The sequence below is a fragment of the Bradyrhizobium sp. USDA 4341 genome (genome assembly GCF_054063755.1).
Map to the genome: position 1 here is coordinate 7,871,536 of NZ_JBSSGO010000002.1, position 21,319 is coordinate 7,892,854.

Consider the following 21,319-nt stretch of genomic DNA (forward strand, 5'->3'; position numbering starts at 1 on the left):
TCAGCCAAAGCTATCGATGACTTCGGCTCTGATCGCGCTCGCGGTGTACAGTGAAATGTCGAGCGGAAGGCTCCCGAATGCAAGCTGGCAGAGTAGGTAGTTGGTACCTGCCTCTTCCATCTGGTTAAGAAGCTGCTGTCGGGCGGAAGCTGGCGTTCCGACGACGCACAATTGGCTCTCCAGTGCTGCATCGAACGACAGCGGCAGGGTCGGCGGTGTCGGAGTGGCGTTTAGCTCGTAAAGGAACTTAAAGCTATCCAGCCATTGTCCATAAGCGGTTTCGGCAGCCGCATGAGCGTCTCCGTCAGATCTCGCAATCACGATCATACGAGCCAACCCCAGGAATGGCTCTCGATCGTCCGCGGCTGTGCAGCGCGCTCGACGGCAACGAAAAGCATCCGTAATGCTTCGGACAGCAGAGGCGGGGCCGACACACGCCAGATTTGCACCATTTGCCGCGGCCCATTCCGCTGATTCGGTCCGATTGCTGGCGATCCAGGTCGGTGGATAAGGTCGCTGATGAGGCCTCAAAGTTAAGGGTACACTGTTCAGCTCAAAATGGCTTCCTTGGTAGGATAACGTATCGCCCTTCAGCGCAACATTTAAGATTTCGCTGGCTTCCATATAGCGGCTTGGCGCCGCGCCTGCGCTGATGCCGAAATAGCCCCATTCGATCGGCTGGGAGCCGCGACCGATACCGAGTTCGAGCCTGCCGCCGCTCAATTGATCAAGCATGCAGATCTCTTCGAACACGCGCAATGGATGATAGAGGTTGAGCAACAGAACAAGCGGACCAAAGCGAAGCCTGCGGGTGCGCTGCGCAATACTTGCTAGAAACAGGTTCGGCGAGGGCCCTCTGCCATGAGGGGTGCAGTGGTGCTCCGCCAGGTGATAAGCGTAAAAGCCCAGAGAATCACACGCCTCCGCCAGCTTGAGACGATCTTCATACTGTCGCGCAATATCGCGACCGTCGTCGTCCAAGTGGTCAAAGATTGCGCATGTCAGTCTTGAGGGAAGGCCGCTTTTCACTCGATCATCTCCGATTCTGGAATGGGAGTCCTAGTTGCTTTGTGCCTTCGGCCTCAAAGACGTGCCGTGCATCACTTGGCCGATCTGGTTATTCTGCGGGAGCTAACGCTCTGGGCTTGCGCCATGCAGCGTGGGCGTGAGAACCTGCATATTGGTTGCGACTACTTTGATAGGAGTTCGCGAAGTGCATCCACGCCAAGCATGTGATCGACCAGAAGCTTCTTTAGCTTCGCGTTTTCCTCTTCCAGCGCGTTCAACCGCTTGGCGGCCGAAACGTCCATGCCGCTGAACTTGGCCTTCCAGTCGCAGATCGTCGCTTCAGAGATCTTGTGTCTGTGAGCTAGATCAGCCGGTTTCGCACCAGCCCCATGCTCGTTCAGTATCGCGATAATTTGCTCTTCTGTGAATCTCGGTCGTTTCATCTGTCCGTTCCGTTTTGCACAGCCTTCCATCCTTCATGCCAAATGGATCGGCGGCTGTGCCCGAAAGTAGAACAACGTCCAGGGATGCGCAGTCCGATAGGAGAGCTGATCGAAGTCATGTCGATAATATTCTCAATGTTGTAACTCTGCCCGATTGTCGAGGCGCCATGCCTGAATTGCCGGCTGCCGGAATCAATGTGAGGTTGTTATCGACAATTTGCTTCACAACGAGCGGTTTCGCATCAAACTGGCCGGTGGTGGGATCGCGTTCGCACAGACCTTAAGTCTGACGTAAGTCGCTTGGGAGCGGTCGAGGCGGTGGCAGAATTGACAAGGAACGCGCTGGCGAAACAGCGATTGGATAGCAATCGCGTTTCGCGCAATGTGAGGTCGCCGGAAGTTGCGAAGTACAGTTGCATTTGTCAGCATGCGCGGCCGACGGGGAGATTGCCGTGGCGGTTTGGTTGTCATGGCTGTTGTCGCATGAGCGGAACAGCTGGAACTGCGCAGCATTCCCGATCAGACTGTTGCGGATGTTTGACAGTGAAGCGTCGCAAGAACTGGCTTTAATCGGAATGCTATTTGTCTACCATCGGACGTAGCTCCTCCTCTACGTCGACGTCTGGTAATTCTGCGAGCGCTGCAGCGAGGGCGATAAGCGCTCCGAAAGCCGCGAGCACAAGAGAGCTCGCGAGTATAACGGCAGCAAGGTCCTGATGTCGTTTCATCATCTGTGTCGTGGCTGGGTTGGCGGAGAACGGCTGTGGATCGCGTCGATCAGTTCTGGTCGAGCACTTCAACACGCCCGTCGAGCCAGCGGTAAACCACAAAGCCTGGGCCTGCATTGTCTCCCTTGGTATTGAACCTGACCGAACCAACGGCTGTTTCGATCGGTCGTGAACGGAGTTCGGTTGCGACCCGCGCAGCATTGAGGGAACCGGCCCGCTTCACCGCCTCTGCCCACGCTTGAACTGCGGCATAGGCGTAAAGTGTGTAGCCTTCGGACGACAGCTCGGAAGCCTTGAGTTTGGCCACGGCGTCGGCCGCATTGGCATTCGTTGCTACATCGGGCATGAAGGTAAATAGCGTGCCGTTTCCCGCGCTGCTGGTGATGCCCCAGAATTCGGAGGTCATCAACGGGTCGTTGGCCATGACGGTAAGGCCGGCCTCTGCTTCTGATGCCTGACGGATGATCAGCCCAATCTCGGTGTGATAACCGCCGATATAGGCGAGGCGTACCCCGTCCTTCTTCAATCTAGAGATCAGCGCCGTATAATCCTTTTCACCGGCTATATAGCTCTGCCGAATGACGTGTTCGCCGAATCCCTGAAGCTGTGCCTCAACCGCATCTGCGATACCTTTGCCGGCGGTGCTCTTGTCGTCGAGCACTGCGATCTTGTCACTATGGTAATGTCGGTGAATGTATTCAGCCGCAACGGTGCCCTGCTGGTCGTCGCGGCCGCAGATCCGAAATACGGTCTGGATGCCGCGTTCCGTTAGCTGAGGATTTGTCGAACCAGGTGATAATTGGATGATACCTGCTTCGGCATAGACGTCGGAGGCTGGGATGGACGAAGACGAGCAAAAATGGCCGACGACCAGACGCACCTGAGCCATTGCGAGCTTATTTGCAACGGCGACCGCTTGCTTGGGGTCGCAGGCGTCATCAGCGACACTCAGTATCACCTTGGTGTCGGGAAGCAGGCCCGAAGCGTTCAACGCCTCGACAGCCGCGGCGGCGCCGTTGCGCATCTGCGCGCCGAACGCCGCGCTGCTTCCGCTCATTGGGCCGGCCACGGCAATATGAACGTCCGAAGCCCGTGCAGTCGAGGCGAGGGCACAGAAAAGGAAGGCCGCACCTGCAGCTGGAGTGTAACACCTATTCAACACTGCAGAACTCCTAGTGCTCACCTCGATCTAAAGCCCAACTGTCTGCGGCCAGCACGGGCCCGCAGGTAAGGATCTTCAAGCGAAGCATGCGTCAGCTCGGGCAACGACCATGGCGGAGCCTACAATTTGACGTTACGTGCGATTCAAGTCTTTCTTGAACGGGAGCTTCGCTCAATGCATCAGAGAAAGCGGCGGATCGCCGAGACCCTCGCAGAAAATCTGACCGGTGATTGGTGAAGCTGCCGCCGGGCATCAAAGCCGGCGGATCACGCCGAACCGCCATGACGATCGAGCCGGCCAAGCGGACTGGTCAAGCCGTCCGAAGCCGCCTTAGTGATCTCAGTATGGCTGATCCTCCAGGCCGGAGAGGGCAAGATCGAGATATTGCATGAGGCAGGGATCCCAACCAGCCAAACTGCGTGGGGCGCTTAGGCGTGCGAGGACCTTCAGGATCGTCGAAACCCGAGAATCCGCTCCAGCGATTTCGCCGATCAGCAGGCGCGCGGCAATCGCGACGGCTTTCGCGCGCTCGCCGCAAGGGTGTTCGCCTCTATCCATACAATCGCGGAGGTCGTCCCGAATGCGTCGCCATCGCTCCTCGCGCTCTGCAGCCAACTTGCATGTGCATCGGGATGTTTGACTACGTGTCTCAACCCGCGACATGGCGTCCAAGGCGGCAGGTAGCTCATCCACGCTGACCTGAACGTCACTGTCGGTCGTCATGTTGCGCAATCGATCTCGCAGCAGCGTTGTTCGAGCAACTTGAAGCTCTATACGCTCCAAATGCTTGCGCAATAGGTCGGTCAGTGAAGTCGTCCGCTCCATAGCTTTACGGATCTCGTGAAGGGAGAAGCCGAGCTCACGTAGCGCCCGGATCTGATGAACCCGCTGGACGCTTTCGCGGTCGTACATCCGATGGCCGCCGTCCGTGCGCTCTGAAGCGGCTAACAGGCCGGTGTGTTCATAATGATGCAGCGTGCGTACCGTCACTCCGGTCGCTTCCGCAAGTTCGCCAATGCGCCATCGACGCCGTCTTGGTGTAGCTTTGCTCATGTTGTTCAATTTCAAAGCCTACAACCTGACGTCACGTTGGGTTCAAGCCATTTCAAAGCTCTAGCTGGATCGTCTTCCATTCCAGCGCAGGTGTGGTGACTATCCTTAGAACGGCGCGCGATCAACCCTGGGGGGAAATGGTGATCAACAGATTCGTTAAGCATGTCAGCTGGGTGTTGCCGGCCGCTGTACGCTCCAGGATGAGTTTGGCGATCGCCGTTCGATTTTCCGGAGTTCGCATTGATGGCGGCAGCGCGGAGACTGCCCTGTCAAAAAGGCTTCCTAAGACAGAAAGCTCTTCGGGATCGAATACTCCACTGTATTGCTCCAACGTACGGCTCCTTGTTCGTCATTGCGTCGGCATAGCGCATCTCGTCAAGACGTTTGGCCGAGGTGCGGCCAAAAGAAGTCAGACCGGCGGCGCAGAAAGACGAAGATGCGGTGCGCTCTCGGGTGATGCGACAGAGCAACACGCGCGTGCGATGCCTTGCTTAGACGGAGCGAGTCCAACATTCATATGCACAATCAATCGGCATTGCGTTCGCTGTGGTGCTGGGTCTCCGACGAGCCCGGATCGTCCGCTCATTGCGAGCGCCACGACCGATTCGCCGCGTTGATGTGATTAGCCGCCGAGCCGATCCTGCCGTCTCGAGAGCGGCGCGGCCGCAAGCCGGGCTTGCAATGCGCCAGCGTAGCTTTGGCGCGAGCACGTAGCGACCTCTCTGTCTCTCAAAGCCGGCTAATGCTCGAGCGACCGCTTTACGTCGAGCCCGTCGCCGGTGCGAGAAGGACGGCCTCGGGCTTGTGACGGTCGCTAACTATGAGGGGCTTTGACGAGAGACAATGAGTTCGAGCGAGACGATCCGAAATTGCACGCGTTGGGACACGGTCCGGGGGCCGGGTTCGCTCACCTTTGCTAACGTCCTTACGCTAACGGCGAGACCGATCGTGCGAAGGGGCCGGCATCATCCGCTTGTTCCGAAGCGCTAATGCTGAATGCCTCTTCACGCGCAGTTGCTATGCGAGCTGCCTCCTGCAGCAATATCTCTCTCAGCCAGATGCTTTCTGGATTGCTGTTATTAAGGACTGGCCATTGGACTGCCTCGGTGAAGGTGGGGAATGGCTGGGGAAGCGGGGCAATCCGAAGCGGCGCGGTTCTTTGAAAATGCTTGGCGAGCCTTAAGGGTATGGTCCCTATGCGGCCTGTGCCCACTAGCAGGGGTGGGATCATGCTGAAGCTCTGCACTAGAATATCGATGCGCCGATTGAGGCCGAGATCGAGTAACAAGGAATCCTCGACGAAGGTCTTGCGTGCGCCTCCGAGCTTGACCGCAACGTGGCCCATCGACATATACCGATCAAATGTCAACCGCCTCAGTAGGTGACTATTCGTGTGGCAGCCCACGCAAACGAGACGCTCCTCGAACAAGGCCGCTCTGGGGTGTGTACCGGACATGAATAGTTCCGGCAGGATGACAAAATCGACCTCGCCGCGCCGAAGTAGCTCATCGTGTTCATCGGTGAGCGTCACCAGCTCGAACCTGACATTGGGTGCTTCTCGCGCGACGCGCTCCACGACGTGGCGGAAGAATACGACGGTTATGAAATCTGACAGGCAGATCCTGAACCGCCGGTTCGATCGGGCAGGGTCGAAGGCCTCCCGCGTGATAATCGAGTGCTGAATGTGCATCAGCGCCTCACGAACCGGAGCGGCGAGTCCCTCCGCGCGCGGGGTCAGGACAAGTTCTCGTCCTCTCATTACAAACAACTCGTCACCAAAATAGGAGCGCAGTCGGGCCACAGCTGCACTCATAGCGGGCTGGCTAAGGCTGATCTTACGTGCCGCTGCAGTCAGGCTGCGCTCGGTCATTAGAGCATCGAGCGCGACGAGAAGATTAAGATCCAGTCCTTTGAAACGCATATCTTCTTATCCGGCGCAAACGTGCTTGCGGTGTATAAACGACCGGCCGCGGCCACGTCTGGGGCGGTCTCACCGGCTGGTCCGAATCGGTTTCGTCCCACCTTGCGATCGCGAGAGGAAGGTCGCGGAATCATCGCAACAATGGACAGTTCGGCCGTTGGCGGACATCAGAGGCCGGAAACCGTTACAAGCCCGTAGCTAATAGGCTCGCCGCTCCCGCGCGCCTCGTAACAAGACCCGGTCTTAACTATTGGCACCAGTCCAAGTTGTTCCGCCAAAGCCGTGAGTTCGGCTGTGCGCCCGGTCGACCGCCGCTTAACGCAGCGCGAGCCAAGGCGCGCAGCCTACAACCTCACGCAGCGTGGGATTCAAGCGAATAATTGAACGTGCCGAACATTTGCACACCAATAAGGATTATGTCCCGCAGCAACGCTGGGCGTCCGTCGACCTGTATCGCCGGTATCCCAACCTCAGCCGGAACATTATTACGCGCTCGACCTGCCAAGCCCTCGGAGCGCTTCTTCATCGAACGTCAGGCGTCTGCAACATCGCGCGTCGAGAAATGGAAAGCGTCGGCGGAGAATTAATGGCGTGCCGCAATACTCGAGACACGGCCGGAATCGCCTTATGTGAACTTAACATCGCCTGCGAGTAGATGTCTCGATATGCCCCGATGCGATGTTGGACGCCTCTTCCAACAATATTCGCCTCATCCAAATACTCGCTGGGTCGGTGTTGTGGAACGCAGGCCATTGCAATGCTTCGGTGAATGTGGGCAGAGGCAAGGGCGGTGCGACAATCCGCACGGGCATCCGCTTTTCGAAGTGCCTAGCGAGTCGCAAAGGCATCGTGCCGATACGGCAGGTGTCCATTATTATGGGTGGGATAAGGCTAAAGCCTTGCACTACCACCTCGATCCGTCTTTTTAGGCCGTGTTCAAGCAAAAACCATTCTTCCAGGTTGGGCCTCAGCTCCCGTCCGAATTTGGCCGTAACGTGACCCATCGAAAGGTATTTTTCGAATGTCAGTTGTCGTGACAGCTGCTTGTTCGTGCGGCATCCCACGCATACGAGAGTCTCGTCGAACAGCGTCGCCTTGGGATGAGCGCTCGACATAAACAACTCCGGCAGAATGAGAAAGTCGACCTCGCCCCGGCGGAGCAACTCGTCGGGCTCATCCGAAAAGGGCAGCAATTCAAAGCGCACAGCCGGGGCTTCCTGTGCGATACGGTCCATGATTGGTCGAAAAAAGACGATTGTCATGAAATCGGAGAGAATGACCCTGAAGCGACGGCTGGACTGAGCAGGGTCGAACGAATCTCGCGAAATAATTGAAATTTGAATGTGCAAGAGGGCCTCGCGAACGGGACCCGCGAGTGCTTCCGCGCCCGGTGTCGGGACGAGCTCTCGACCGCGCATCGTGAAAAGTTCGTCGCCGAAGTAGGTGCGCAGCCGCGCGATTGCCGCGCTCATAGCGGGCTGGCTCAGGTTAATTGTACGCGCCGCGGCCGTGAGGTTGCGCTCGGTCATCAGAGCATCGAGCGCAACGAGCAGGTTTAGATCGAGTCCTTTGAATCGCATCTTTTGAGTCTATCCATCGTGTGGATGCATTCTATCGAAACAATCGATTTTACCAAACTGCGGGATGTTGGATAGCAAACATCAGTTTAGAAAATGGTCGGAACACCAGGATGGCTGTCGGTCGTGCGCGGGCTCTGGACAACCCCTTGAACGCGAGCGGCTGCTGTTGGCTTCTTGGGCGGTTATTCAACGCGAAGGCGTACGAGTGGCGTCGGTCTTGACCAGCGCAACCCGCGTATCCGTTGCAACGCGACGCGCTCGGTAAACCTTCGTATGTGTATTCCAACCCTTTCCATATCGGCGGTTTACCCGCGTACACTTGAGGGCCGGATCAGCATCGCCCTAGTGTCGCGATACAGCGGCAGGCGCAGATTGCGGATGCCAAATAGATCTGGCGACAGTCCATTGGCTCGACTGTCAATCGCATTCGGGGCGTGTCGAAGATGCATGAGAACCAAGTTGATCTGGTGTCACTGGGACGCTCCCTCAACGAGGTGGTCCGCATCGATGGTCAGGTCACTAGCGGCAAAGCGCCGATGCCCGCCATAGACGAGGCAGAAGGGCTCCATGGTGCAGATAACATCTGCACGATCAAATCGCCCCGTCCGTACGCCTTCGGCACAGCATTCGGTCGGAATGACAAGCCTCAATGGAGCGATCAGCTGATCGCACACAAAGGCGCGACCCCAAGCGATCTGCTCCGGCGCCGGGCGCGCAAAGGAGAACCGGCATCCAACAAAACGCGACAGCGCATTTCTCGATCGATCTGCGTCCGGTGAGTGAGTTTGTGTGACTGACCCCGCTCTTGAGATTACTCGCGTAGGAAAGCCTGCCATGAACATTATCGCATCTCGGGCCACGGAAGCTCCTTCCGCACGTACTCAAGTTCATTGGAGCGTTCGCTGGGAAAACGAGCTGCGGCTTGCCGAGCATGCCGAGCTCGCCGAATTTTTTCGCAAGAGTTACGGGCCGACCGGTGCTTTCAATGCGCAGCCATTTGAAGGCAACAGAAGTTGGGCCGGCGCTAGGCCTGAGGTCCGCGTGATTGGTCGCGACGCCCATGGTGTAGCTGCTCACGTCGGACTACTGCGCCGCTTCATCAAGATTGGTGCAGTCGATCTACTCGTGGCCGAACTTGGGCTGTATGCCGTGCGGCCGGATCTCGAGGGACTGGGAATCAGCCACGCGCTGCGGGTGATGTATCCTAAACTGCACGAACTTGGAGTCCCGTTCGGCTTCGGGACGGTCCGGCCCGCGCTTGAGAAGCATCTTACCCGACTGGTGCAAAGACAGGGCCTCGCGACCCTCATGTCCGGCCTTCGCGTCCGCTCCACGCATCCGGATGTCTATCCCAATTTGTCGCCGATCCGCATCGAAGAGGTGATCGTGGTGGTGTTCCCGGTTCAAAGCGCGATCAGCGAGTGGCCCGCCGGCGCAATGATCGATCGGAACGGGCCCGAGCTGTGAAGGAGCTTGTCCCCGTGTCTGCCGTTCCTTGCGACTACGCTGATGTGAGCGGAAGCTTCCCCGTCTATTTGACCTTTGACGATGGGCCAAATCCATTCTGCACGCCAGAGGTTCTCGATGTGTTGACGCAACATCGGGTGCCAGCGACGTTCTTTGTGATCGGTACCTACGCAGCCGAGCAGCCCGAGCTCATTCGGCGGATGATCGCGCAAGGCCACGAGGTGGCGAACCACACGATGACGCATCCGGATCTGTCCAGATGCGGGCCGACTCAGGTGCGCGGTGAGGTGCTAATGGCCAGCGAGGCGATTCGTTCGGCGTGTCGGCAGGCCGCGCCCAGGCACATGCGGGCCCCCTACGGTAAATGGACCGAAGAGGTGCTCGCTACGTCGGCGCAGGCTGGCCTTACGGCTGTGCACTGGTCGGTCGATCCGAGAGATTGGTCCCAGCCCGGGGTGGACAGAATTGTGACTTCGGTACTCGGAGCCGTTCGACCGGGCTCGATTGTTCTCCTGCACGACGGATATCCTCCTGATGAGGACGGGACGTGCGCTGATGCAACTCGGCGAGATCAGACGGTTAGCGCGCTCTCTTACCTGATTCCAGAACTACAACGCCGCGGCTTCGTGATCCGCCCGCTCCCTCAGCTTCACTGAACAACAACTGGCACCCTATGGACCTACTCGCTGCAACCAGCGCCGTCGCGGTTTCGTCTTACGCGCTGCTCTCGACCATCTACAAAAGCGCGCAGGCGCTGTATGCGCAGCGGGGGAACACCCCATCGTTCCGGAACGATCTAGAACAATCTGCGCTGGCTCTGCCAAGTGTGGATATTATCGTGCCTTGCTTCAACGAGAAGCCGGACACGCTCGCCCAGTGTTTGGATTCGCTCGCCAGGCAAGACTACGAAGGAGAGCTGCGGGTCTATGTGGTCGACGATGGCTCGGCAAATCGCGACGTTGTGGGGCCTGTACATAAGATCTATGCCAACGATGCGCGCTTCAGCATCATCTTGCTTGCCAGGAATGTTGGCAAGCGCAAAGCGCAGATCGCCGCAATACGCGGCTCCTCCGGTGACTTGGTGCTTAACGTCGATTCGGACACGATACTGGCCGCTGACGTGGTCACCAAGCTCGCGGCGAAGATGCGGGACCCCGACATTGGTGCCGCGATGGGCCAGTTGGTAGCCAGCAATCGCAACGATACATGGCTGACCAGTCTGATCGACATGGAGTACTGGTTGGCGTGCAACGAAGAGCGCGCGGCGCAAGCTCGCTTCGGTGCGGTCATGTGCTGCTGCGGTCCATGTGCGATGTATCGTCGCTCTGCTCTTGCCCTGCTGCTTGATCAGTACGAAACGCAATTCTTTCGCGGCAAGCCGAGTGATTTTGGCGAAGATCGCCATCTGACGATTCTCATGCTCGAGGCGGGATTTCGAACCGAGTATGTTCCGGACGCGATTGCGGCAACAGTTGTCCCTGACACTCTCGGGCCATACCTGCGTCAGCAGCTGCGCTGGGCGCGCAGCACCTTTCGCGATACGTTTCTCGCATTGCGTCTGCTGCCGGAACTCGATGGCTACCTCACACTGGACGTTGTCGGGCAGAATCTTGGCCCACTGCTACTCGCTCTTTCAGCACTGGCTGCGCTTGCCGAGCTTGCAGTCGGCGGATCTGTACCCTGGTGGACGGGCCTGACCATCGCGGCGATGACGATGGTTCGATGCAGTGTAGCTGCACTGCGGGCGGGGGAATTGCGATTTCTCGGCTTCTCGCTCCACACACCGATAAACATCTTTCTTTTACTGCCACTCAAAGCGTATGCCCTTTGTACATTGAGCAACAGCGATTGGCTGTCGCGCACGATCGTCAGCGAGCCGACTGAAGGAGATGAGCGGGCGGTCCTGCCGGCGCCGAACAGTGCAGCAGGTCCTGTGGCTACAGGGGTGGCTTCTGGCACAATTCCGAAGCCGGTGGTTCCTCACCGTCCATCGCGCTTGGCGGCGCCGGAGAGTATTTGCGGTCGGAAACGATCGAGCGGGTATAAGTAGGTCGATCGGCGCATGACTGTGTACAAGAACCATCAATTACTGGAACGCGAGCTCGCTGTGGATGATCCATGGCATCTCGACAGCAGTGCGTTCGAGCAGGAACGGTACGCGCAAATACTCCGGATGTCTTCTTGCAATGGGGGTGTCGAGCATGCCCTCGAGGTCGGATGCGCAGCCGGGGCATTCACGGAAATGCTTGCACCGCGTTGCCAACGCCTAACGGTGGTCGATGTCATGCCGCAGGCGATCGAACGGGCGCGCCTGCGGACCGGGCATCGGTCACATATAAATTGGATAACCTGCAATATTCAGCAGTTTTCGACCACAGAGAAGTTCGATCTGATCGTCGTCGCCGAGGTTCTCTACTATCTCAATGACGTTTCCGAGATGCACGCGGCGGTCCGCAACCTGGTGAGCATGCTTGCCCCAGACGGCGCTCTGGTGTTCGGGTCCGCGCGTGATGCCACCTGTCGACACTGGGGTCATGCCGCTGGTGCCGAGACGGTGATCTCTCTCTTCAAGGAGAGCCTGTTGGAGGTGGAGCGTCTGCACTGCCAAACCACATCGGTCAACGAAGACTGCTTGCTCGTCCTGTTCCGGAAATCGGGGCAGTCGTTAAAACACTCAATTGTCGGTCATTAGATCAGGGGGTCGTATGCGCATCTGCGGCATCAAATTAACACATGACGGCGCAATTGCTCTCGTCGAGGACGGGCGGATCGTCTTTTGCACCGAGCAGGAAAAGCGCGGTAACAACGCACGCTATCAATCCATCGACAACCTCGATGATGTCGTGCGTGTGTTGGCGGAGCATGGTCTTGATCCGCGAGACATTGATCAGTTCGTCATCGATGGCTGGGATGGAGAGATCGAGTCGCGGTTCCAGGTCCTTAGTGGGGCGGTGCCGATCACGCTGAAAGGGGGGCCATATGTCGAGCGTCATGCTGAGGGCCTTCTTGATTCCGTCGAAGGCTTTGGCCTGATCCTCGGCGACAAGGTCTTTCCCTATAAAAGTTACCCGCACGTCACGGGCCACGTTGCTTCAGCCTATAGCACCAGCCCCTTTGCCAGTATCGGAAAACCCGCATTCTGTCTGGTATGGGACGGCTCCATCTTTCCCCGCCTTTACTATGTCGAACCTCGCGGCGCGCGGCTCGTGGGATCCCTGTTTCCCATGATTGGTCAGGCCTATGCTGCCGCCGGCCTTCACTTCGGGCCTTACAGGCAGCCGAGCCGCACCAGTTGGGATTTGGGCATCGCCGGCAAGCTGATGGCGTACATCGCGCTTGGCTCTGTCGACGAAGGCGTTGTCGCAGTTTTTCAAGAACTCTACGAGAAGCGCTTTGCCGCGGACTCGGAGCAGGCTCGTCGCTACCGCGCAGACATCCACAATCCGGAAGCATTACTTTCGGCCACGCACGAGTTTTTCGAGGCAAGCGCATTGCGCCTTACGGGCAAACGAGCGGAGGACATCCTTGCCTCGTTCCATATGTTCCTGGAACGTCTTCTGGTTCGGGAAATCGCGATGGTTCTGTTGCAGCACTCCTCTCTTCCGGGCGCACGAAATCTATGTGTGGCGGGAGGGTGCGGTCTCAACATCAAGTGGAATAGTGCGCTTCGCGCGACGGGCCTGTTCGATGAGGTGTGGGTACCGCCTTTCCCGAATGACAGCGGCTCGGCAATAGGTGCTGCTTGCGCGGCGATGGCGGCGCGAAATGGGTTTGGACCGTTGGAATGGTCTGTTTACAGCGGTCCGGCTCTGCTGGCCACCGAGGGGGTCTCGGAATGGGAGGCCGAGCCGTGCAGTCTGCGTGAGCTTGCCGCCATTCTCGCCGACAACAAGCCGGTAGTGTTTCTGTCCGGGCGCGCCGAGCTGGGTCCGCGAGCGTTGGGCGGCAGAAGTATTCTGGCGGCTCCGACGTCACCGGCTATGAAGGATCATCTCAACGACATTAAGTGTCGTGAGCACTTCCGACCGGTGGCGCCGATCTGCTTGGAGGATCGCGCGCCAGAGATATTCAACCCAGGTACGCCGGACCCGTACATGCTGTTCGATCATCAGACCCGGGCGGAATGGTGCGACAAGATTCCCGCTGTCATCCATCTGGACGGTTCGGCGCGACTGCAGACAATCTCCCGCAGCTCTCCACACAAAGTCGCTGAGCTTCTCGTCGAATTCGAGCGCCTTACGGGGCTTCCGTTGCTCTGCAACACGAGCGCGAACTTGAACGGGCGTGGATTCTTTCCGGACGCCGCGGCGGCCTGTCAATGGGGGCGCGTTGAGCATGTGTGGTGTGACGGCCAGCTTTGGACTAAGCCGGTCATAAGGAAGCAACCGCCGGCCAAACGGCGCCAGTCGGCCTAAGATGACCATGTCCACGGTAGCAATCGACCTTGCCGGCGTCAGAAAGTCATTTGGCGGCAGAACTATCGTCGATGAACTGTCGTTCTCGGTTGCCCGCGGAGAGTGCTTTGGTCTACTCGGGCCAAATGGAGCCGGCAAGAGCACGATCGCCCGTATGCTTCTCGGCATGATCTCGCCGGACGCAGGCAAGATAATGGTACTCAATGAACCTGTACCGGCGCGCGCTCGTGTCGCACGCATGCGGATCGGTGTCGTACCGCAGTTCGACAACCTTGAGCTTGAGTTTACCGTACGCGAGAATCTGCTGGTGTTTGGTCGCTATTTTGGCATGAGCGCCCGCAAGATCGAGGCCGTCGTACCGTCGCTGCTCGAGTTCGCGCGGCTCGAAACCAAGGCGGACGCACGGGTCTCAGAACTGTCGGGTGGCATGAAGCGGCGACTGACCTTGGCACGCGCGCTAATAAATGACCCGCATCTGCTCGTGATGGACGAGCCGACGACTGGTTTGGATCCGCACGCCCGCCACCTGATTTGGGAGCGTCTGCGAGTTCTACTTGCGCGGGGCAAGACGATTCTCTTGACCACTCACTTTATGGAAGAGGCCGAACGCCTGTGCGATCGGCTGTGTGTCCTCGAGGGTGGACGCAAGATCGCCGAAGGCAAGCCAGATGTGCTAATCGACGAGCATATTGGCTGCAACGTGGTCGAAATCTATGGAGGTGATCCACATCAGCTCCGCGAGCTGATCAGGCCCCATGCGCGGCACATCGAAGTGAGTGGAGAGACGCTCTTCTGTTATGCGCCATATCCGGAGCAGGTCCGCGTGCAACTGCGGGGGCGAGCGGGACTTCGTGTTCTGCAGCGCTCCCCAAATCTCGAAGACGTGTTTTTGCGGTTGACCGGGCGCGAGATGGAGAAGTGAGTGATGGGTGAAAGTTATGCGGCGGTGATGCCCACTAACGCGTACAACTGGATAGCGGTATGGCGTCGGAACTTCCTAGCATGGAAGAAAGTGGCGCTTGCATCGATTCTCGGCAACCTCGCAGATCCCTTGACCAATCTGTTTGGCCTCGGCTTTGGCCTTGGGCTGATCGTGGGGCGCGTTGAGGGGACGTCGTACATCGCGTTCCTGGCGGCAGGTATGGTCGCGACCAGTGCCATGACGTCCGCGACCTTTGAAACCATGTATGCAGCCTTTGCACGCATGGACGCCAAGCGTACCTGGGAAGCAATCCTCTCCACTGAGCTCACGCTTGGCGATATCGTTTTGGGTGAACTGGTGTGGGCGGCCAGTAAGTCCGTTCTGGCCGGAACAGCGATCGGGATCGTCGCTGTCACGCTGGGCTATGCATCATGGCTATCCATTCTGTATGCGCTGCCAACAATCGCCCTTACTGGCCTTGTCTTCGCCAGCCTGGCCATGGTCGTCATATCTCTTGCGCCAAGTTACGATTACTTCGTATTTTACCAGACACTTGTCCTTAGTCCTATGGTGTTCTTGTGTGGCGTGGTCTTTCCGACGAGCCAACTGCCCGGTTCATTTCAGCATTTCGTCGGCTTGTTACCTCTCGCACATTCGGTCGACCTTATTCGCCCAGCGATGCTTGAACGCGGTGTCGACAGTGCTGCCCTGCATGTCGCTGCGCTCTGCGTTTACACGGTCTTGCCCTTTTTTGCGTCGATAGCAGTATTTCGGCGCCGTCTGCTGCGTTGACGTGAGTTCAGCGAGAATGGAGAAATTCACAGTCAGATGCGTCGTGCGGTAGCTCGGGATGACCTTTTCTGTCGCAGCGGCCGCTGCAATGGACTTGAGAGGCCGCGATCGAGCAAGGTCTCTGGCCGTCTGTTCGGTCGATCGGTTCGGACGGCGGCACCGCTACATTCTTAGCGCCTGTCGCTAAGCGCCGAGACGGATTTGCAAAGTTGTATTGTGTTGTCTGGCCCGCGCACCCGACGGAGCGTGACCGCGCAGATTGGATAGGTGGAACGCAGTTGTCGTTCCGCCATGATCAAATGGAGAGCTGGATGTTGTGCCTAGGAATAAGTGGTGGTCTTGATAGAATCTATGAAAGCTCGCCGGAGCTGCCGAGTACATTTCTTCACGATGGCGCTGCGGTCCTTGTGCAGGATGGCCGCGTGATTGCTGCCGTCGAAGAGGAGCGCCTCAACCGCGTCAAGCACTCCAACAAGTTGCCGAGCAACTCCATCCGATACTGCCTTTCTACCGCAGGAGTTGAGCTCGGCGAGATCGACCGTATCGCGTTCTACGCGACTGAAGCCTACTGCAGTACAATGCTCGAGCGTCTTTCTGTTTCCAAGCCCGTTCCGTTGGACGCCAAACTGTTGATGGCGCCAGCTGCTGGCACGGGAGTTCGACGCCGAGATCGATCCGTCGCGGCTTTCCTTCGTAAATCACCACGAAGCGCATGCCGTGAGCGCGTTTGCCATGTCGGGGTTCGAACAAAGTCTCATTTTTGCGATCGACGGCAGTGGCGATTTTCTCTCCGGCTTATTGGCGGTGGGGTCTGGCATCGAAATTGCGCAACTTGCAACCTTCCCGGAACGTAACTCCCTGGGGCTGTTCTATCTCGAGACGATCCGATATCTCGGCTACGGGTTGTTCGACGAGTACAAAGTGATGGGGCTTGCCCCGTATGGTGATCCCGCTCCCTATCGCGAACTCTTCGCGCAGTTCTACGAGTTGTTGGACAAGGGTGGCTATCGCGTTCACCTGGATCGGATCGCTCCGGCCCTGGTCCGCCACATCGAGGTTCGGCGAAAAGGAATGCCATTCACCCAACAACATCGAGATGTCAGCGCTTCGCTGCAGGAGGCGCTGGAGCGGATCGTGTTTCACATCCTGCGGCACCATCGTGAAGCGACAGGCATAGCACGCTTGTGCCTGGCTGGAGGGGTAGCCCATAATTGCACGCTGAACGGTAAGCTGCTCTATTCGGGGCTATTTGACGACATCTTTGTTCAACCCGCGGCGCACGACGCCGGTTGCGCGCTCGGCGCTGCATTGATCGTGTCAAATGAGCTGGGCAGGCCGGCGCCGCGCGAGCGACTGCCGGACGTTTATTGGGGGCCCGATCTCGGCAATGAGCAAGCCGTGGAGCGTGAGCTCAACGCATGGTCAGGCCACCTCGACATTCAACGAAGTGATGACATAGCATCCAGTGCGGCAGACTGGATGGCAAATGGCGCTGTAATCGGCTGGGTTCAGGGCCGCTCTGAGTTCGGCCCACGTGCGCTTGGTAACCGCAGCATTCTTGCGGATCCGCGGCCAGCAGATAACAAGAACCGAATTAACGAGATGGTCAAAAAGCGCGAGAGTTATCGTCCGTTTGCGCCGTCTGTACTGGTTGAGCATGCGAGCGAGTTCTTCGAGCTTCCAGGCGGCACGAGGGAGCTGCCGTTCATGAACTTTGTGGTTCGCGTGCGTGAAGCCCAGCGCAGCGTGCTCGGTGCGATCACGCACGTTGACGGGACCGCTCGGCTGCAAACGGTGTCGCGCGAGACAAACCCCGCTTATTGGGATTTAATCAACGAGTTCAAGAAGCGAACTGGAATACCGATTCTTCTAAACACGTCGTTTAACAACAATGCCGAGCCGATCGTTGATTCGGTGTCAGACGCGATCGTTACGTTCTTGACGACCGATTTGGACGGACTTGTGGTCGGGCCGTTCCTGGTCAAGAAGCGGACGGCAACATTGCAGGATTGGAGCGCACTGGGCGTTTCATTGCCACCCTATGCATCGCTTCATCGTGTCCGCTCTCACGTAGCGGTAGATCGTCAGGAGACGGTCTGCGAGATCCGCACGGGACATTCCGCCTACGATAGTATGCGCATCTCACATGAGCTTTTCGAGATGTTGATGCGGGTCGAGGGCGAGGCGTCGCTCGGCTGGCTGCTCGACGCAACCATGCTGGGCCAGGCCAAGCGTGAAGATCTCGTGAAGGAATTGCGGCTCGTGTGGGAGCGGCGAGGCATTCGTCTGCATCCGCCGCGCGCGGCTTGCGACCGCAATAAAGTGTAAAGCAAAACATAGCCGTAACTCGGGAGCATGGCCATGCCTATGCCTGCATGTGAGGAGGCCAGGCGGTCCGACGCACGGAGGGGGCATCTCGCATCCGGCTGAGATCGGCACGTCGCCGCAACACCGCTCAAGAAAAGACGGAAAGTGTTGCGAGATCTCGGCCCATCACGGATAGCACTGATATGAAGTTCTACCGACGCAGCTCGCCGGCACCGCAATTTCAGACCGCGACGTCGGACGAGATGATACATGAGATGTCTGCAATGGCGTCTTTTGTCCAACCAGGAGCCCGGGAGGAGGCCATGCAGAGCGGTTCGAAGAATGATAGGTTCGTAGTTTCCCGACGACGTACGGGATTTGGCGACTGCCTGTGGTCGCTCGCGGCTGCTTGGCGTTTTGCACAGCGGACCGGGCGGAACCTGGTCATCGATTGGCGGGGGTCTTGTTATCTCGACCAACCGTTCATCAATGCCTTTCCAGTGTTCTTTGAACCAGTTCAGGACATTGCCGGCGTACGGGTGATTTGTGACGACCAGATCAATCAGCGCTCGTTTCCAGGACCATTCTTCCCGAGTTGGTGGAATAAGCCATCGATCGACTGCGTCTATCGGCCGGACGAGCAAATTTTCCGAGAGCGCGACGAACTCGATCAATTGTTTCAAAGCCAGCAAGACAGCGATGCGAACACTGTCGTTTGTGACGCCTGCCTGATGTGGCGCTGCGATCAAGAAGCAGAACGAGAAATCTTTCGGAGCATCAAACCACGCCCTGAGAGTCAGGCCCGGATTGATGCCATTTATCGCGAGCACTTTGAGCCATACAGTATGATCGGCATTCATGTTCGACACGGCAACGGCGAGAACATTATGGGGCATGCTCCGTATTGGACCGATCCGGAGCGCGCCCTGCGACAGGTCTGTAGTGCCATTGAAAGGGCCAAGGCGTTGCCGCACACAAAACCCGTGAGGGCGTTCCTGTGCACGGACAGCGCGCACGTCCTTGAGCAGGTTTCGGCGATATTTCCTGATGTTTTCACGATTCCCAAGCGCTTCAAGCCGCCTCAGGCCGGACCGTTGCACAGCGGGGCGCTCGGAGCCGAGGGCGGCTTTGCCGCCCTTACCGAAATGTATCTCCTTGCGCGGTGCGACACTGCAATTCGTTTTCCTCCGACAAGCGCTTTCACACGCTATGCACGCCTGTTTGCGCCACGCGTCATAGAGTTCGACCTAAACGATCCGGGCCGACTAATCTTGATTGAAGAAGCCTCCCAAGAGGTCGTGACGGCATGAACGTCGTAGCTTGCCTCATTGATTTGATGGCCGCTCTTTGCATCAAAAAGTGCTATCACGTGTTTTCCGGGCGTAAAATCGTTGGCGAAGTGGCCGCTGGCAGCGAGGTTACCCTGGAGGACGCTAACCCTCGGGAGTGCGAAGCTCGACGTCGATCAACAATTGCCCCGCCGCGCTAAAAAGGTGCGCGCCAATCTCCGTCTTCGCCTCGCGCGAACCTTGGGAATTTGGTTGGTCCTGACGTCGGACAAGGCTGCGCTCCCATATCACCGCGGCCGACGTTAGACGGGATGGTATGCATTGATGCTTGGTCCTTGGGAGGTCGAGCAGCGCCTCGCTCTGAAAAATGAGCCAATAGTGCCTCCTTTCCAGGACCTCGAAGGCGCGGGTGTGGCTTGCGACAGTCTGATGCCAGGAGCTTTCCGCCGTTGGCAGCTGAAGTGCAGGACGTAGAAGGTGCTGGGCCCGCTGAGCGCGCATCTTCGTCTTCCGCGGTCGCCGGAGCGATCTTGTGAAGGTGTCTGGCACGCGTGGCAGGGAGTATATTTGTTCACCAAAAGGCTAGGGAGAAGGAAGAATCATCGAGTCATCCGTCGCGGGTGAACCGGAAACGATCTCTCCGGCGTAGCTGAACTATCTGTTGGCCAGGATCGATTGGCGCAACAGCCCTCAAGGCCGTCTGCCGCTCGCTCGCCCAACTGACGCAGGCGCGACCGGGGACGCCGTTCAGACAATCAGCGCACCGGCTCACGATACGCGAAAGGAATTCGCGGCGATGTGCGACTGTCAAACGGGCCAGTGCGTGACAGGTCGGGCAGCTGTAGGGAAATCGGACGTGCCAGGATGATAACGTCAGTTTCGGATCGCTGAACGGCGCGGTTAACAGGCCTGACCGTACCGACCGATCGTTGCTCCGCGACAAATGCGGCCCAGCTGTCGGATTCGCGGTTGCGCAAACAGGAAAGAGCGCGCGCTTCCAGGCCCGTATCCATCCAGGCAAGCGCGTGGTTCCGACATTTTTGTTGCTAACATGCCATTGTTGTCGCAAAGCGAATGCGCCGTTGCGAACCTGCCAAGCGTTCTGCGACACCAGGCCGCAAAGCCGGAGCGGCGTTGCCTCGGTTATGGTGGCCCAATTCCTGCTTGGAGTGCGCGAGCACGCAACAGGAGAGGAGGTGGGCGTGGGTCTCGATTTGCCAAATGACGATCTGATCCCGAGCCCGCTGCCGGCGATGCACTCGACTTGTCCGTTTCATGCCGATAAAGCCGGCGTGCATCGAGGAGAAGGGAAGACGATGCTTCTAACCGGCGCATCGCGCGGAATTGGTCACGCTACTGCCAAGCTGTTTTCAGAAGCCGGCTGGCGTATCATTTCGTGCGCGCGCCAGCCGTTCGACGGCGAGCGCTGCCCGTGGGAATCAGGGAACGAGGATCATGTCCAGATCGACCTCAGCGACCATCGAATGCTGCCGCGCGCGGTGAGCGAGGTGAAGAAACGTTTGAGCGGCGGAGTGTTGCACGCCCTGGTGAATAATGCCGGGATTTCGCCGAAAACACCTAATGGGGACCGGCTAACGTCCTTGACGACGTCCACCGAGACTTGGATGAGGGTCTTCCATCTCAATCTCGTGGCTCCGATCCTGCTGGCGCAGGGTTTGTTTGACGAGCTGAGAGCTGGGTCAGGATCGATCGTCAATGTGACTTCGATCGCCGGATCGAAGGTGCATCCGTTTGCTGGAAGTGCCTATGCGACGTCGAAGGCGGCGCTTGCAAGTCTCACACGCGAAATGGCACATGATTACGCGCCGCACGGCATTCGTGTGAATGCGATCGCTCCCGGCGAAATCGGGACGGACATGTTGTCGCCCAAAACCGAAGCGCGTCTTGTGCCCACTATCCCGCTGCGCAGAGTGGGAACGCCCGATGAGGTGGCCAAGGTCATCTTCTTCCTGTGCTCAGATGCTGCGAGCTACGTCACGGGAGCCGAGCTGCCGATCAACGGTGGGCAACATCTGTGATCGGCCTCGCCTTGCGAGGCAGCTGACTTGAGCTGCAGCAGTGGAACGTGCGTTCTACGCTGACGTCGGGCATCCATTCCGCAAAAGAAACGCACTGAAAGTTTATCGTCGTGCCACGAAAAGCTGTTACGCTTCTACGGCGTCTCGTCAACACTTGGCCCTAGATCGAGAATGACATGCCTTACGAAGCTCG

At 58.1% G+C, this 21,319-nt stretch carries 15 protein-coding genes and 2 pseudogenes; 11 read left to right on the forward strand and 6 right to left on the reverse strand.

The window, feature by feature from the left end:
- The 6 genes and pseudogenes from ACVIGB_RS43060 to nodD1 form a co-directional block, all read right to left on the reverse strand.
- Positions 1-1,029, reverse strand: coding sequence for an LLM class flavin-dependent oxidoreductase (locus ACVIGB_RS43060; RefSeq protein ID WP_456724764.1), 1,029 nt, complete (start codon positions 1,027-1,029; stop codon positions 1-3).
- A gap of 164 nt (positions 1,030-1,193) precedes the next feature.
- A pseudogene (locus tag ACVIGB_RS43065) lies at positions 1,194-1,451 on the reverse strand (transposase); the annotation flags it as partial.
- A gap of 777 nt (positions 1,452-2,228) precedes the next feature.
- Complete coding sequence (locus ACVIGB_RS43070; RefSeq protein ID WP_456724763.1) at positions 2,229-3,236, reverse strand: branched-chain amino acid ABC transporter substrate-binding protein; 1,008 nt, start codon at positions 3,234-3,236, stop codon at positions 2,229-2,231.
- 444 nt (positions 3,237-3,680) lie between these two features.
- A complete protein-coding gene (locus ACVIGB_RS43075; RefSeq protein ID WP_456725291.1) occupies positions 3,681-4,394 on the reverse strand; it encodes a MerR family transcriptional regulator in 714 nt (237 codons plus the stop codon).
- Between the two features lie 925 nt (positions 4,395-5,319).
- Positions 5,320-6,315 carry a LysR family transcriptional regulator gene (locus ACVIGB_RS43080; RefSeq protein WP_456724762.1) on the reverse strand — a complete coding sequence of 332 codons (996 nt, stop codon included), beginning with the start codon at positions 6,313-6,315 and terminating at the stop codon, positions 5,320-5,322.
- 635 nt (positions 6,316-6,950) lie between these two features.
- Positions 6,951-7,895, reverse strand: coding sequence for a transcriptional regulator NodD1 (nodD1, locus tag ACVIGB_RS43085; protein WP_456724761.1), 945 nt, complete (start codon positions 7,893-7,895; stop codon positions 6,951-6,953).
- A 443-nt stretch (positions 7,896-8,338) separates the two neighbouring features.
- On the opposite strand from nodD1, the gene ACVIGB_RS43090 reads away from it, so the two are divergent.
- The 11 genes and pseudogenes from ACVIGB_RS43090 (at position 8,339) to ACVIGB_RS43140 (ending at position 21,126) form a co-directional block, all read left to right on the forward strand.
- The gene (locus ACVIGB_RS43090) at positions 8,339-8,674 is read left to right on the forward strand and encodes a hypothetical protein (protein WP_456724760.1); all 336 of its coding nucleotides are present in this window, start codon (positions 8,339-8,341) and stop codon (positions 8,672-8,674) included.
- 55 nt (positions 8,675-8,729) lie between these two features.
- Positions 8,730-9,362, forward strand: coding sequence for a NodA family N-acyltransferase (locus ACVIGB_RS43095; protein ID WP_456724759.1), 633 nt, complete (start codon positions 8,730-8,732; stop codon positions 9,360-9,362).
- Positions 9,359-10,018: a chitooligosaccharide deacetylase NodB gene (gene nodB / locus ACVIGB_RS43100; protein ID WP_456724758.1), complete on the forward strand. Its 660-nt coding sequence runs from the start codon at positions 9,359-9,361 to the stop codon at positions 10,016-10,018. The genes ACVIGB_RS43095 and nodB overlap by 4 nt, the downstream gene beginning before the upstream one ends.
- 17 nt (positions 10,019-10,035) lie before the next feature.
- Positions 10,036-11,412, forward strand: a complete 1,377-nt coding sequence (gene nodC / locus ACVIGB_RS43105; protein WP_456724757.1) for a chitooligosaccharide synthase NodC — start codon at positions 10,036-10,038, stop codon at positions 11,410-11,412.
- Positions 11,413-11,424: 12 nt separating this feature from the next.
- Positions 11,425-12,054 carry a nodulation methyltransferase NodS gene (gene nodS, locus ACVIGB_RS43110; protein ID WP_050421319.1) on the forward strand — a complete coding sequence of 210 codons (630 nt, stop codon included), beginning with the start codon at positions 11,425-11,427 and terminating at the stop codon, positions 12,052-12,054.
- Between the two features lie 13 nt (positions 12,055-12,067).
- Complete coding sequence (nodU, locus tag ACVIGB_RS43115; RefSeq protein ID WP_456724756.1) at positions 12,068-13,777, forward strand: nodulation protein NodU; 1,710 nt, start codon at positions 12,068-12,070, stop codon at positions 13,775-13,777.
- 1 nt (position 13,778) lies between these two features.
- Positions 13,779-14,699, forward strand: coding sequence for a nodulation factor ABC transporter ATP-binding protein NodI (nodI, locus tag ACVIGB_RS43120; RefSeq protein ID WP_456724755.1), 921 nt, complete (start codon positions 13,779-13,781; stop codon positions 14,697-14,699).
- Between the two features lie 3 nt (positions 14,700-14,702).
- Complete coding sequence (locus ACVIGB_RS43125) at positions 14,703-15,491, forward strand: ABC transporter permease (RefSeq protein WP_456724754.1); 789 nt, start codon at positions 14,703-14,705, stop codon at positions 15,489-15,491.
- A 311-nt stretch (positions 15,492-15,802) separates the two neighbouring features.
- Positions 15,803-17,819: pseudogene (locus ACVIGB_RS43130) on the forward strand (carbamoyltransferase family protein).
- 182 nt (positions 17,820-18,001) lie between these two features.
- Positions 18,002-19,108 carry a nodulation protein NodZ gene (locus ACVIGB_RS43135; protein WP_456724753.1) on the forward strand — a complete coding sequence of 369 codons (1,107 nt, stop codon included), beginning with the start codon at positions 18,002-18,004 and terminating at the stop codon, positions 19,106-19,108.
- Positions 19,109-20,289: 1,181 nt separating this feature from the next.
- Positions 20,290-21,126, forward strand: coding sequence for an SDR family NAD(P)-dependent oxidoreductase (locus ACVIGB_RS43140; protein ID WP_456724752.1), 837 nt, complete (start codon positions 20,290-20,292; stop codon positions 21,124-21,126).
- Positions 21,127-21,319: the final 193 nt, after the last annotated feature.

Excerpts from the sequence above, each read along its gene's own strand:
- ACVIGB_RS43070 (WP_456724763.1), bottom strand. The coding sequence starts at position 3,236 with ATGAGCGGAAGCAGCGCGGCGTTCGGCGCGCAGATGCGCAACGGCGCC.
- ACVIGB_RS43075 (WP_456725291.1), bottom strand. The coding sequence starts at position 4,394 with ATGAGCAAAGCTACACCAAGACGGCGTCGATGGCGCATTGGCGAACTT.
- ACVIGB_RS43080 (WP_456724762.1), bottom strand. The coding sequence starts at position 6,315 with ATGCGTTTCAAAGGACTGGATCTTAATCTTCTCGTCGCGCTCGATGCT.
- nodD1 (WP_456724761.1), bottom strand. The coding sequence starts at position 7,895 with ATGCGATTCAAAGGACTCGATCTAAACCTGCTCGTTGCGCTCGATGCT.
- ACVIGB_RS43090 (WP_456724760.1), top strand. The coding sequence starts at position 8,339 with ATGCATGAGAACCAAGTTGATCTGGTGTCACTGGGACGCTCCCTCAAC.
- ACVIGB_RS43095 (WP_456724759.1), top strand. The coding sequence starts at position 8,730 with ATGAACATTATCGCATCTCGGGCCACGGAAGCTCCTTCCGCACGTACT.
- nodC (WP_456724757.1), top strand. The coding sequence starts at position 10,036 with ATGGACCTACTCGCTGCAACCAGCGCCGTCGCGGTTTCGTCTTACGCG.
- nodS (WP_050421319.1), top strand. The coding sequence starts at position 11,425 with ATGACTGTGTACAAGAACCATCAATTACTGGAACGCGAGCTCGCTGTG.
- nodU (WP_456724756.1), top strand. The coding sequence starts at position 12,068 with ATGCGCATCTGCGGCATCAAATTAACACATGACGGCGCAATTGCTCTC.
- nodI (WP_456724755.1), top strand. The coding sequence starts at position 13,779 with ATGACCATGTCCACGGTAGCAATCGACCTTGCCGGCGTCAGAAAGTCA.
- ACVIGB_RS43125 (WP_456724754.1), top strand. The coding sequence starts at position 14,703 with ATGGGTGAAAGTTATGCGGCGGTGATGCCCACTAACGCGTACAACTGG.
- ACVIGB_RS43135 (WP_456724753.1), top strand. The coding sequence starts at position 18,002 with ATGAAGTTCTACCGACGCAGCTCGCCGGCACCGCAATTTCAGACCGCG.